Raw genomic sequence first — 12869 nt, 5'->3', positions numbered from 1 at the left:
CTGTACAGGTCGTGGTGGGGGTTCGTGGTGTCAGGAGTGGGCGTGCAGGGCCTTGCCGGCGAGGGCCAGGTGGGCCTCGCCGAGCGCTTCGTTCTGGGTGGGGTGGGCGTGCACCAGAGGAGCGACGTCCTCGGCGTGGGCGTCCCAGTTGTAGATCAGCTGCGCCTCGCCGATCAGCTCCCCGACCCGGTCACCGACGAGGTGGACGCCCACGACGGGGCCGTCCTTCTGCCGGATCAGCTTCACGAAGCCCTGGGTCTTGAGGATCTGGCTCTTGCCGTTGCCGCCGAGGTCGTAGGTGACCGTCTCGATGCCGTCGGCGCCGTACTTCTCCTCGGCCTTCGCGGTGTCGAGCCCGACCGAGGCGATCTCGGGGTGTGAGTAGGTGACCCGCGGGATGCCGGCCTCGTCGATGGGCCGCGGGTCGAGCCCGGCGATCTCCTCGGCGACGAAGATGCCCTGCTGGAAGCCGCGGTGCGCGAGCTGGAGGCCGGGGACGATGTCGCCCACGGCGAAGACGCCCTCGACGTTGGTGCGGCAGCGCTCGTCGGCGAGCACGAAGCCGCGCTCCATCGCCACGCCCTGATCCTCGTAGCCGAGGCCGGAGGTCGACGGGCCGCGACCGACGGCGACGAGCAGCAGCTCGGCCTCGATCACGTCGCCTCCCTCGACGGTGACGGCGACGCCGTCGTCGGTGACCTTGACGCTCTGGAACGGCGTGCCGACCCGGAAGTCGATCTTGCGCTTGCGGAAGGCGCGCTCGAGCGCCTTCGACGACGCCTCGTCCTCGACCGCCACCAGACGGGGGAGCGCCTCGACGATCGTGACGTCGGCGCCGAAGCTCTTCCAGACGCTGGCGAACTCGCAGCCGATCACGCCGCCGCCGAGCACGATCACCGAGGACGGGACCGTCTCGAGGCGCAGGGCGTGCTCGGAGGTGATGACGCGCGTGCCGTCGATGTCGAGGCCGGGCAGCGACTTGGAGTAGGAGCCGGAGGCGAGGACGACGCTGGTGCCGGTGTACGCCCGGCCGTCGACGGTGACCTGCTTCGGCCCGGTCAGCCGGCCCTCGCCCTCGATCACGGTGATGCCACGGCCCTTGATCAGCCCGGTCAGGCCCTTGAACAGCCGGGAGACGACACCGTCCTTGTAGGCGTTCACGCCGGGCATGTCGATGCCGTCGAAGGTCGCGTTGACGCCGAACTGGCCGGACTCGCGGGCGGAGTCGGCGACCTCGGCCGCGTGCAGCAGTGCCTTGGTGGGGATGCAGCCGACGTGGAGGCAGGTGCCGCCGAGGTTGCCCTTCTCGACGAGCCCGACCTTCAGCCCCAGCTGGGCCGCGCGCAGGGCGCAGGCGTAGCCGCCGGAACCCGCACCGAGGATGAGTACGTCGAAGTCGGCGTCGGCCACGCTGGTCCTTCCCAAGAGGTGCAGCCGCGGAGTGCTCCGGCTGCGAGGTCGCCCCATCTTTGCACTTCTGGCAACCGTGTCCACACCGGCCTGGGGCGACTGGTCAGTAGCAACAGGGCACACTGGTGCCATGGGTTTGTTCGACCGCTTCAGCCGGGGCTCGCGACCCCGCATGCGCCGTCCCGCTCGTGATGCCGCCCGGACGGGCTCGACCACGGTGCGCGCCTCCAGCCGGGCCGACGAGGAGTACCTCGAGGGGTTCGTGACCGCGCGGCACGGTGTCGAGGGGTTCGTGGAGCCGCGCACGGCCGTCAGCGACGTGACGCTGCTGCTGGTTGCGCACGACGGAGAGTGGACCCGCCGCCGCGTCCCGTCGGTCGACTGGGCGCACAAGTTCTGCAACAAGCACCAGGTGCCGTCGTACGACGCCGCGGTGGTCGGCATCCCGCAGCGGATGCGCGACTACATCCGACGCCAGAAGCTGCAGGGCGGGCGCTGAGCGCCCACCCCGACCGGTCCGTCGAGGATCAGTCCGCGAGCTGGCGCGCGTAGTCGACGAGCGTCGCGACGGCGTACCCGGTGCCGCCCGGCGTCAGGTGCCCGCTGGCCCCGCCGGAGTTGAACGACGGCCCGGCGATGTCGAGGTGCGCCCACGGCAGCCCGCCGGTGAACTCGCGCAGGAACGCGCCGGCGAACGAGCCGCCGCCCCACCGCACCCAGTCGGACTGGATCAGGTCGGCGATCTTGCTGCTGGTGATGCGCTCGTGCATCTCCTCGGGGATCGGCATCGGCCAGTGCGGCTCGCCGGCCGTGGCCGACGCGCTGAGCACCCGCTCGACGATGCCGTCGCTGCCCATCACGCCGGCGACCTTCTCGCCGAGCGCGACGACCATCGCGCCGGTGAGGGTCGCGACGTCGAGGATGACGTCGGGCCCGAGCTCGGTGGCGCGGGCCAGGGCGTCGGCGAGGACCAGCCGGCCCTCGGCGTCGGTGTTGGTGATCTCGACGGTCGTGCCGCCGTAGATCGACAGCACGTCGCCGGGGCGCGTCGCCGCGCCGGACAGCATGTTCTCCGCCATCGGGGCGAAGGCACTGACCCGCACGGGCAGGCCCAGCGCGGCGATCGCGAAGGTCGCCTGCACGACGGCCGCGGCGCCCGCCATGTCGGACTTCATCGTGGTCATGCTCTGGGCAGGCTTGATGGACAGGCCGCCGCTGTCGAAGGTGATGCCCTTGCCGACGAGGGCGAGGTGGTGCTTGGCGCCCTTGGGGGAGTACGACAGCTCGACCAGGCGCGGCGGGGCCGACGACCCGGCGCCGACGCCGAGCAGGCCGCCGCAGCCGAGGTCGGCGAGCGCCTTCTCGTCGTGGACGGTGATCGAGACCTTGGGGGCGCCGCGGCCCTTGCCGAGCTCCTTGCCGGCCGCGACCACGGCGTCGGCGAAGACCGGCGGGGTGAGGTCGCCGGGCGGCGTGTTGACCCAGTCGCGGGTCGTCGCGACCGCGGCCGCCACGACCTGGGCCTCCTCGAACGCCGCGACGGCGTCCTTCTTGCGGGCGACGGGGCTCAGCACCACGACGGTGCCGGGGCCCTCGGGGGCGGGCTTCTTCTTGTACGTCGTGAACGAGTAGCCGCCCAGCAGGTGGCCCTCGGTCACCGCGCGCACCAGCGCCGGGGTGTCCGCCGGCAGCGCCAGGGCCACGGAGGCCGCGTTGGTGGCGCCGCGCGCGGCCGCACCGGCGCCCCGGCGTACGGCGTCCGCGTCGGCGTGCTTGCCGAGCCCGACGAGCACCAGCAACGGCGAGGAGAGCGTGCCGGAGGTGGGGACCTTGACGGTCTCGCCCGCCTTGCCGGTGGCGCCGAGGGTGGCGAGCAGCGGACGCCAGGTCCGGCCGTAGGCCTTGGCGACCTCCTCGCCCCCGGGTGCCACCTCGACGCCCTTCTCGGTGGTCACGAGACCGACGACGACGGCGTCGGCCCGGGTCTTGGCGGGGTTGGCGGTGCGCAAGGTGTACGAGGTCACCCGCGCAGGATAGCCAGCCGTCCGAGCGGCACCGGTCGCTGCGGTAGGTTCGCGCCATGTCCGACTCCGCCGAGCTCCTGACGTCCCCCCTGCACGACCGGCACGTGGCGCTCGGCGCCAAGCTCGCCGAGTTCGGCGGGTGGTCGATGCCCCTCGAGTACCCCTCCGGCGTGGTCAAGGAGCACACCGCCGTCCGCGAGGCCGTCGGCATCTTCGACGTCAGCCACCTGGGCAAGGCGATGGTCACGGGCCCCGGCGCCGCGGCGTACGTCAACGCGACGCTGAGCAACGACCTCGGCAAGATCCAGCCCGGCAAGGCGCAGTACACCCTGTGCTGCGACGACGCGACCGGCGGCATCGTCGACGACCTGATCGCCTACTTCCACGACGACGAGCACGTCCTGCTCGTGCCGAACGCCGCGAACACCGCCGAGGTCGTGCGCCGCCTGCAGGCGAGCGCCCCCGAGGGCGTCTCGGTGGTCGACCACCACCGCGACTACGCGGTCCTCGCGGTCCAGGGCCCCAAGTCTGACGAGGTGCTCGAGGCGGTCGGCCTGCCCGCCGGCCACGACTACATGAGCTTCGTCGTCGGCCCGCTGCCCGACGGCGTCGACGGCGAGAGCGGCGTCGTGGTCTGCCGCACCGGCTACACCGGCGAGCGCGGCTACGAGCTGATCGCCCGCAACGACGTGGCCGGCGCGCTGTGGGACGCGCTGGTGGCGGCCGGGGAGGAGCACGGCATCCTCCCGTGCGGGCTCGGCGCCCGTGACACGCTGCGCACCGAGATGGGCTACCCGCTGCACGGCCAGGACATCTCCCTCGACGTCACCCCCAACCAGGCCCGCCTGGGTTGGGCGGTCGGTTGGAAGAAGGAGGCCTTCTGGGGCCGCGAGGCCCTCCTGGCCGAGAAGGAGGCCGGCCCGCAGCGCGTGCTGCGCGGCCTGGTCGCCACCGGCCGCGGCATCCCGCGCCCCGGCATGAGCGTCAGCCTGACGCCCGACGTGTTGCTGTGCGAGATCACCTCCGGCACCTTCTCCCCGACCCTGCGCAAGGGCATCGGCCTGGCGCTCGTCCCGTCGTTCGTGAACGCCGAGGCCGAGGTGGGCGTCGACGTGCGCGGGCGGCGCGAGATCTTCCAGCTGACCCCGCCCCCCTTCGTTCAGCCGTCCGTCCGAGAGGCGTGAGCCACGTGAACCTCCCCGACCAGCCGAGCACCTTCCGCCCGCCGACGCCGACCGAGCGCCCCTGGTGGTGGCGCACCGAGAACGCCGCCGGCGAGGAGGTCACCGTCGAGGGCGACCTCGCCGGTCAGCGCTTCGCCAGCCAGGCCGACGCCGAGTCCTGGGTGGGCGAGGTCTTCGGCGACCTCGCCGAGGAGGGCGTCGACGCCGTCACGCTCTTCGAGCTGGAGCGCCGCGTCTACGGACCGATGTCGCTGCACGCCTGAGGCCCGCATGCGCCCGGACCGTGCCCCGGACGGGGACTTCGCGGCGTACGTCGCGGCGCGCTGGCCCACGCTGGTCCGCACGCTGGTCCTGCTGGGCGCCCCGCAGCCCGCGGCCGAGGCCGCCACGCGGTCCGCGCTGGCGCGCTGCCACCGGCGCTGGTCGGTGGTCCAGCGTGGTGAGGACCTCGACGCCGAGGTGTACGCCGCGCTGCTGGACAGCTGGGCCCGGCTCCGCCTGCGGGTGCCGGCGGCGCGGGAGGTCGAGCCGGACCACGAGCCGGGGCCGGGCGACGAGGCCGACCCCCAGCCGCTCGCCGCGCTCGAGCACGACCTCGACCGTCTGACCCGCGACGGCCGGGCCGCCGTGGTGCTGCGGCACGTCGCCGGCCTCGACGACCGGCAGGTGGCGCTGGTGCTGGGCAGGCACGTGCCGCCCGAGCGGGGCGACGAGGACACGTTCCGCGAGGCGGCCGAGACCGTCGAGGTGCTCGCGCCGCCGCTGCCCGCGGTGGTCGCGGAGGGGCGTGCCCAGCGGCGCCGGACCGTCCGGCTGACGGCGTACGCCCTCGCCGGGTTGCTCGTCGTGGTCGGCCTGGCCACCTGGCTCGGGACGCGGTCGTCGCCGGAGCCGGCCCCGGCGGACGCGCCGCCGCGGGTGACGCGCGTCGAGAGCGCCGCGGGGACCGCGTGGTGGGCGAACGGCGTGCTGCACCTGGCGCACGTCGAGGTCGAGCTGCCGCGCGTGGTCGGCCTGGTCGGGATCGACGACGGCGCGGTCTACGCCGACGACCGGGGACGCGTCTTCGCGGTCACGGCCGACGGAGCCGTGCGCGAGATCGGTCGCACCGGGGCGGGCCAGCCGATCGTCGCGTCCGACGAGTCGGGGCTCGCGGCCTGGATCGACGTGCAAGGCGACTCGCTGGAGCTCGTGGCCTTCGACGTCGCCGCGGGGAAGGAGCTGGGGCGCCGGAGCATCGTGGTCGACCGTGAGTTCCTCGTCAGTCCCCGGCCGATCGCCCTCGACGGTGACACGCTCTACTACGCCGACGCCTCGGGGGAGCGGGAGTGGCAGGTGCGCGACGACGTCGGCGGTGCGGTCGCCGGCCGCGGCCTGGTCGCCGCGGTCCAGAAGACCCTGGTCTTCCAGATCAGCCCGCGCACCATCCAGATCGTCCAGCCGTTCTTCAGCGTCACCTACGCCGTGCCCGGCGACGGCGCCCAGCTGTCGCCGGACGCGGCGTACGCCCTGACCCGGCGCCCGGGCAGCGGCGGCGACGACCAGTTCGGACGGGTGCGGATCTACGACGCCCGCTCGGGCGAGCGGGCGTGGACCGGGCTGCGGGCCGGCGACATCGCCGTGGCCGCGTCGCTGGGAGCCGACGACGAGGTGCACTACGTGGTCGCGCGGGAGCAGGACCTGCCCGGGTCGGGGGAGTTCGTGCGCTCGTCGTTCTCCGGTCCCTACGAGCTGCGGACCTGCCGGCTGCGGCTGCGGTCGTGCACCACCGTCCTGCAGTTCCCGCACACCGGCCAGCTGCCCGTGCTGGCGCGCTGACGGGCCCCGTTGCCGGCTCGTTAGTGTCGCCCCATGCGCAGGTTCAGCCAGGTCGACGTGTTCTCCGCCGAGCCGCTGCTCGGCAACCCGGTCGCGGTGGTGCACGACGCCGACGGCGTGAGCGACGAGGAGATGGCGGCGTTCGCGCGCTGGACCAACCTCTCCGAGACGACGTTTCTGCTGCGCCCGACCGACCCCGGCGCGGACTACCGGCTGCGGATCTGGACGCCGGGCGGCGAGCTGCCGTTCGCCGGGCACCCGACGCTGGGCTCGTGCCACGCGTGGCTGGGCGCGGGCGGCGTGCCGGCCGAGGCCGATGCCGTGCTGCAGGAGTGCGGCGCGGGGCTGGTCACGATCCGGCGCGGCGACGGGCCGCTGGCGTTCGCCGCGCCGCCGTTGATGCGCTCCGGGCCGGTCGAGGAGGGCGACCTCGTCCGCATCGCCCGCGCGCTGGGGGTCGCCCGCGACGACCTGCTCGACTCCGCCTGGATCGACAACGGCCCCGGCTGGGTCGGGGTGCGGCTGCGCGACGCGGACGCCGTGCTGGCGCTGGACCCGGACTGGGCGGCGTTCGACGACCTGAAGATCGGGGTCGTGGGGGAGTACGCCGCCGGCGGGCCCGCCGCGGTCGAGGTGCGTGCCTTCTGCCCCGGCTACGGCCCCGCGGAGGACCCGGTCACCGGCAGCCTCAACGCCGGGATCGGCCAGTGGCTGGCCGGCACGACGCTGCCCACGTCGTACGTCGCGAGCCAGGGCACCGCCCTGGAGCGCCGGGGCCGGGTGCACGTGGTGCTGGAGGGACAGCAGGTGTGGGTGGGGGGCGACACCCGGACCACGGTGTCCGGAACGGTCGACCTCTGAGCACTAGGCTCGGACGCGTGCAGCCGTACCTCGACCTCCTCCAGCGGATCCTCGACGACGGCGCCGAGAAGGGCGACCGCACCGGCACCGGGACGCTGAGCGTCTTCGGCCACCAGATGCGCTTCGACCTCGGCGCCGGCTTCCCGCTCGTGACGACGAAGAAGATCCACACCCGCTCGGTCTTCGCCGAGCTGCTGTGGTTCCTCCGCGGCGACACCAACGTGAAGTGGCTGCAGGACCGCGGCGTCTCGATCTGGGACGAGTGGGCCGACGCGGACGGCGACCTCGGGCCGGTCTACGGCTACCAGTGGCGCTCCTGGCCGACCCCGTCCGGCGCGCACGTCGACCAGATCGCCCAGGTCGTCGACCAGATCCGCACGAACCCCGACTCCCGCCGCCACATCGTCTCGGCCTGGAACGTCGCCGACATCCCGCAGATGGCGCTGGCGCCCTGCCACACGATGTTCCAGTTCTACGTCGCGCAGGGCCGGCTGAGCTGCCAGCTCTACCAGCGCTCCGCGGACGTCTTCCTCGGCGTGCCGTTCAACATCGCGTCGTACGCCCTGCTCACGCACATGGTGGCCCAGGTGACCGGCCTCGAGGTCGGCGACTTCGTGCACACGCTCGGCGACGCGCACCTCTACTCCAACCACCTCGACCAGGCCCGGCTGCAGCTGACCCGCGAGCCGCGCGCCCTGCCGACGCTGCACCTCGACCCGTCGGTCACGGAGCTGGACGCCTTCGACCTCGAGCACATCACCCTCGAGGGCTACGACCCGCACCCGGGGATCAAGGCGCCCATCGCCGTATGACCGCTCCCGACAAACGGGTCGTCCTGGTCGCGGCCGTCGCCGACAACGGCGTGATCGGCGCCGCCGGCGGCATCCCCTGGCGGATCCCCGAGGACTTCGCCCACTTCAAGGCCACGACCCTCGGCCACACGCTGGTGATGGGCCGGGCGACGTACGACTCCATCGGCCGGCCGCTGCCCGGCCGCACCACCATCGTGCTCACGCGGGCGCCCGACTGGTCCGTGGAGGGGGTGCTGGTGGCCGCCTCCCTCGAGGAGGCGCTGGTGCTCGCCCGCGCCCTGCCCGGCGACGTGATGGTGGCCGGCGGCGCGCACGTGTACGCCGCCGCGCTGCCGCTCGCCGACGAGCAGGTGCTCACGCTGGTGCACCAGCGCCCCGACGGCGACACGTTCTACCCCGACCTCGACGACGCCGACTGGGTCGAGACGCGCCGCGACGAGCTGGACGGCTACGACCGGGTCTGGCTGCGCCGGGCCTGACCCGCTGGGTCGCCGAGGGCGGCCCGCCCGACAGGAGGAAGTCGGCCGCGAGGCCGATCGCGCCGCTCAGCCATGCCCCGGCGCCGGACTTCGTCCTGTCCATGCGGCCGGTGCCCGGCCCTCTGGCAGGGTGGTGCCATGGAGCTGCGCATCTTCACCGAACCCCAGCAGGGCGCGACGTACGACGACCTCCTCGCGGTCGCGCTGAAGGCCGAGGAGCTCGGGTTCGGGGCGTTCTTCCGCTCCGACCACTACCTCACGATGGGCGGGGACGGGCTGCCCGGGCCGAGCGACGCGTGGGTGACGCTGGCGGGGCTCGCGCGCGAGACCAGCACGATCCGGCTCGGCACAATGATGACCAGCGCGACCTTCCGCCACCCCGGTCCGCTGGCGATCTCGGTCGCCAACGTCGACCAGATGAGCGGCGGCCGCGTCGAGCTGGGGATCGGCGCGGGCTGGTTCGAGCAGGAGCACACGGCGTACGGCCTGCCCTTCCCCTCCACCGGCGAGCGCTTCGACCGCTTCGAGGAGCAGCTGGCCGTCATCACCGGCCTGTGGGAGACGCCGCCCGGCGAGACGTTCTCGTACGCCGGCACGCACTACCCCGTCACCGACTCGCCCGCGCTGCCGAAGCCGGTCCAGTCGCCGCGCCCGCCGGTGCTGATCGGTGGCCGCGGGAAGAAGCGGACCCCGGCGCTGGCCGCGCGGTACGCCGACGAGTTCAACCTGCCGTTCGTCGACGAGGAGGTGACCGCGGCGCAGTTCGCCCGGGTCGCCGCGGCCTGCGAGGCGATCGAGCGCGACCCCGCGACGATGACCTGGTCGAACGCGCTCGTGCTGTGCTGCGGGGCCGACGAGGCGGAGTACGCCCGCCGCGCCGCCGCCATCGGCCGCGAGCCCGACGAGCTGCGCGAGAACGGCCTCGGCGGGACGCCCCAGGAGGTCGTCGACAAGCTCGGCCGGTTCGCCGCCCTGGGCGCCGACCGCGCCTACCTGCAGGTGCTCGACCTCACCGACCTGGACCACCTCGCGCTCGTGGCCGCGGAGGTCATGCCGCACGTCTGAGAGCCGCGGTCCGCGATAGCCTGTCCCTCATGACGTCCCTGCCTGCCGCGCCGTTCGGGCGCGTGCTGACCGCGATGGCCACCGCGTTCCACGAGGACGGGTCGGTCGACCTCGACGGGACCGCGCGGATCGCCGCCCACCTCGTCGACCACGGCCACGACGGCGTCGTCGTCTCGGGCACCACCGGCGAGTCGCCGACGACCACGGTGGCCGAGGACGGCCAGATCCTCGCCGCGGTCAAGGACGCGGTCGGCGACCGCGCCCAGGTCGTCGCCGGCGTCGGCACCAACGCCACCGCCCACTCCGTCGAGCTGGCGCGGCAGGCGGAGAAGATCGGCGCCGACGGCCTGCTCCTCGTCACGCCGTACTACAACAAGCCCAGCCAGGCCGGCGTCCTCCACCACTTCCGGACCGTCGCGGAGGCCACCGGCGTCCCGGTGATGCTGTACGACGTCCCCGGCCGCACCGCGACCCAGATCTCGCTCGAGACCTACGAGAAGGCCATCGCGCTCGACACCGTCGTGGCCGTCAAGGACGCCGTCGGCGACCTGGCGCGCGGCGTGAAGATCATGCAGCTGGGCTACGCGCTCTACTCCGGCGACGACGTCAGCACCCTGGGCTGGCTGGCGCACGGCGGCTCCGGCGTCGTCTCCGTCGTCGGGCACGTGGCCGGCGACCAGATCCGCGCCATGACCGACGCCTTCCTGGCCGGCGACCACGCCGAGGCCCTCACCCTCTTCACGCGGATGCTCCCCGCGATCGACGCCGTCATGGGCGTCCCGAACTACGGAGCCACCACCGCCAAGGCAGCGCTCCAGCTCCTCGGCGTCCTCGACAACCGGTTCGTCCGCGCACCCCTGGTGCCGCTCGACGACGACGAGGTCGCCGCCCTGCGCGCCGGGCTCGTCGAGGCCGGTCTCCTCACCTAAGGAACCCACTTGAGTCACCCGCATCCCGAGCTCTCCACACCCGCCGAGCTGGCGAAGGGGGGTCTCCGGATCACCCCGCTGGGCGGGCTCGGCGAGGTCGGCCGCAACATGACCGTCTTCGAGTACGACGACCGGCTGCTGATCGTCGACTGCGGCGTGCTCTTCCCCGAGGACCACCAGCCGGGCATCGACCTGATCCTGCCCGACTTCGACTCGATCCGGGACCGCCTGGACCGCGTCGAGGCGCTGGTGCTCACCCACGGCCACGAGGACCACATCGGCGCCACGCCGTACCTCCTCCGCGAGCGCGGCGACATCCCGCTCGTCGGCTCCGAGCTCACGCTCGCCCTGCTCGGCAGCAAGCTGCGTGAGCACCGCCTGCGGGAGACCGTCCACCACGTCGTCGTGGCGGGGGAGCGGATCTCGTTCGGCCCGTTCGACCTCGAGTTCGTCGCGGTCAACCACTCGATCCCCGACGCCCTCGCCGTCGCGATCCGCACCGGCGCCGGCCTGGTGCTGCACACCGGCGACTTCAAGATGGACCAGCTGCCGCTCGACGGCCGGATCACCGACCTCAACGCCTTCGCCCGCCTCGGCGACGAGGGCGTCGACCTCTTCCTGACCGACTCGACCAACGCCGAGACCCCCGGCTTCACGCCGACCGAGAAGTCGATCACCCCGGTCATCGACCAGGTCTTCCGCGACTCCCACCAGCGGATCATCGTGGCCTGCTTCGCCTCCCACGTGCACCGCGTCCAGCAGGTCCTCGACGCCGCCGACCGGCATGGCCGCAAGGTCGGGTACGTCGGCCGCTCGATGGTCCGCAACATGGCGATCGCCTCGGACCTCGGCTACCTCCACGTCCCGCCCGGCGTCGTCGTCGACACCAAGGAGCTCGCGGCGCTGCCGCCCGAGAAGCAGGTGCTCGTCTCGACCGGGTCGCAGGGCGAGCCGATGAGCGCGCTGAGCCGGATCGCCCAGCGCAGCCACAACTTCGTGCACATCGAGGAGGGCGACACCGTCCTGCTCGCCTCCAGCCTGATCCCCGGCAACGAGAACGCCGTCTACCGCGTCATCAACGGCCTGGCCCGCTGGGGCGCGAACGTCGTCCACAAGGGCAACGCGCTCGTGCACGTGAGCGGGCACGCCAGCGCGGGCGAGCTCCTCTACTGCTACAACATCGTCAAGCCGAGGAACGTCCTCCCCGTGCACGGCGAGATCCGGCACCTGCTCGCCAACGCCGCGCTGGCCCGGGCGACCGGGGTCGAGAACGTCGTCATCGCCGAGGACGGCATGGTCGTCGACCTCGTGGACGGCGTCGCCTCGATCGCCGGGAAGGTCGACTGCGGCTACGTCTTCGTCGACGGCTCCTCGGTCGGCGACGTCACCGAGTCGGACCTCAAGGACCGGCGCATCCTCGGCGAGGAGGGCTTCATCTCGATCATCGTGGTCGTCGACTCCGTCACCGGGAAGGTCTCCAGCGGGCCTGAGATCCATGCCCGCGGCAACGCGCTCGACGAGGCGTCCTTCGAGGACATCAAGCAGCCGATCGTCGACGCCCTCGACCGCGCCATCGCCGAGGGCAACACCGACAGCTACCAGCTGCAGCAGACGGTGCGCCGCGTCGTCGGGCGCTGGGTATCGAACACGCACCGGCGCCGGCCGATGATCATTCCCGTGGTGATCGAGGCCTGACGCCGCGGCGCTCGGTGCCCTGGCGGGGATCGATGTGGAGATGTGACCTGCGCGTTGGGCGCGCCGGTGTGATCATCGGGGGATGAGGCTCGGTCGGTGGGTGCTGGTCGTGGGGACGGCGCTGCTGCTCGTCGTCCTGGCGGGGGTGTGGGGGTTCGGGCTGGCGGGCCGGGACCGCAGCGGGACGCCCGCGGTCGCGACCGTGGACGGGCCGATGATCACGCTCGCCCGGGAGCTCGAGGTCTATCCCACCGCCGGCGTCCGGGGAGTGCTGCTGGACACGGACGGGTGCCTGACCATCGCGGGCTCGCCGGTCGTGTTCGTGTACGGCTCGGTCTGGGACCCGTCGGGTCGGGGGAGCGTCACCTTCCCGGCCGGCGACGGTGTGGCCGTGGGCAAGCGGGTGGACGGCGGGGGCGGCTTCTTCGACGTGGACGCGGGCCTCGGTGGGCTCGAGGGCGACGGGCTGGCCGCGGCGCGCACCTGCGTGGAGCGGCTCGGCGGGCTTGGCGTGGTCCTCTACTGGCAGTGAGCTGACCTGCTGTCTGTGTGGTGGATCGGTGTCACGTGGTGACACCGATCCACCACACAG

At 73.0% G+C, this 12869-nt stretch carries 13 protein-coding genes; 11 read left to right on the top strand and 2 right to left on the bottom strand.

Features of this window, described 5'->3' with window-relative positions:
* Positions 1–30: 30 nt before the first annotated feature.
* The gene (lpdA, locus tag H5V45_RS20030) at positions 31–1410 is read right to left on the bottom strand and encodes a dihydrolipoyl dehydrogenase (protein WP_343061659.1); all 1380 of its coding nucleotides are present in this window, start codon (positions 1408–1410) and stop codon (positions 31–33) included.
* A 130-nt stretch (positions 1411–1540) separates the two neighbouring features.
* Here lpdA and H5V45_RS20025 point away from each other — a divergent pair, with 130 nt between their 5' ends.
* A complete protein-coding gene (locus tag H5V45_RS20025; RefSeq protein ID WP_246416621.1) occupies positions 1541–1909 on the top strand; it encodes a hypothetical protein in 369 nt (122 codons plus the stop codon).
* A 28-nt stretch (positions 1910–1937) separates the two neighbouring features.
* On the opposite strand, the gene H5V45_RS20020 is transcribed toward H5V45_RS20025, so the two are convergent.
* Positions 1938–3434, bottom strand: a complete 1497-nt coding sequence (locus H5V45_RS20020; protein ID WP_185254932.1) for a leucyl aminopeptidase — start codon at positions 3432–3434, stop codon at positions 1938–1940.
* A gap of 56 nt (positions 3435–3490) precedes the next feature.
* Here H5V45_RS20020 and gcvT point away from each other — a divergent pair, with 56 nt between their 5' ends.
* The 10 genes from gcvT (at position 3491) to H5V45_RS19970 (ending at position 12809) form a co-directional block, all read left to right on the top strand.
* Positions 3491–4618, top strand: coding sequence for a glycine cleavage system aminomethyltransferase GcvT (gcvT, locus tag H5V45_RS20015; RefSeq protein WP_185254931.1), 1128 nt, complete (start codon positions 3491–3493; stop codon positions 4616–4618).
* Between the two features lie 5 nt (positions 4619–4623).
* The gene (locus H5V45_RS20010; protein WP_185254930.1) at positions 4624–4881 is read left to right on the top strand and encodes a hypothetical protein; all 258 of its coding nucleotides are present in this window, start codon (positions 4624–4626) and stop codon (positions 4879–4881) included.
* A 7-nt stretch (positions 4882–4888) separates the two neighbouring features.
* Positions 4889–6436 carry a SigE family RNA polymerase sigma factor gene (locus H5V45_RS20005; RefSeq protein ID WP_185254929.1) on the top strand — a complete coding sequence of 516 codons (1548 nt, stop codon included), beginning with the start codon at positions 4889–4891 and terminating at the stop codon, positions 6434–6436.
* Between the two features lie 33 nt (positions 6437–6469).
* Positions 6470–7297, top strand: coding sequence for a PhzF family phenazine biosynthesis protein (locus tag H5V45_RS20000; protein WP_185254928.1), 828 nt, complete (start codon positions 6470–6472; stop codon positions 7295–7297).
* 17 nt (positions 7298–7314) lie between these two features.
* Positions 7315–8109 carry a thymidylate synthase gene (locus tag H5V45_RS19995; protein ID WP_185254927.1) on the top strand — a complete coding sequence of 265 codons (795 nt, stop codon included), beginning with the start codon at positions 7315–7317 and terminating at the stop codon, positions 8107–8109.
* Positions 8106–8588, top strand: coding sequence for a dihydrofolate reductase (locus H5V45_RS19990; protein ID WP_185254926.1), 483 nt, complete (start codon positions 8106–8108; stop codon positions 8586–8588). Before H5V45_RS19995 ends, H5V45_RS19990 begins: the two co-directional genes overlap by 4 nt.
* Positions 8589–8726: 138 nt before the next feature.
* Complete coding sequence (locus H5V45_RS19985) at positions 8727–9653, top strand: LLM class F420-dependent oxidoreductase (protein ID WP_185254925.1); 927 nt, start codon at positions 8727–8729, stop codon at positions 9651–9653.
* A gap of 29 nt (positions 9654–9682) precedes the next feature.
* Complete coding sequence (gene dapA, locus H5V45_RS19980; RefSeq protein WP_185254924.1) at positions 9683–10582, top strand: 4-hydroxy-tetrahydrodipicolinate synthase; 900 nt, start codon at positions 9683–9685, stop codon at positions 10580–10582.
* A 9-nt stretch (positions 10583–10591) separates the two neighbouring features.
* On the top strand, positions 10592–12277 hold the full coding sequence (locus H5V45_RS19975; RefSeq protein ID WP_185254923.1) for a ribonuclease J: 1686 nt from the start codon (positions 10592–10594) through the stop codon (positions 12275–12277).
* 82 nt (positions 12278–12359) lie between these two features.
* Positions 12360–12809 (top strand): hypothetical protein, encoded by a 450-nt coding sequence (locus H5V45_RS19970; RefSeq protein ID WP_185254922.1) that lies wholly within the window; start codon positions 12360–12362, stop codon positions 12807–12809.
* Positions 12810–12869 lie beyond the last annotated feature (60 nt).

The organism is Nocardioides luti, from assembly GCF_014212315.1.
In the GTDB taxonomy this organism is placed as follows: domain Bacteria; phylum Actinomycetota; class Actinomycetes; order Propionibacteriales; family Nocardioidaceae; genus Nocardioides; species Nocardioides luti.
Note: the sequence above shows the minus strand (reverse complement) of the source record. Positions and strands in the feature narration are given on the sequence as shown.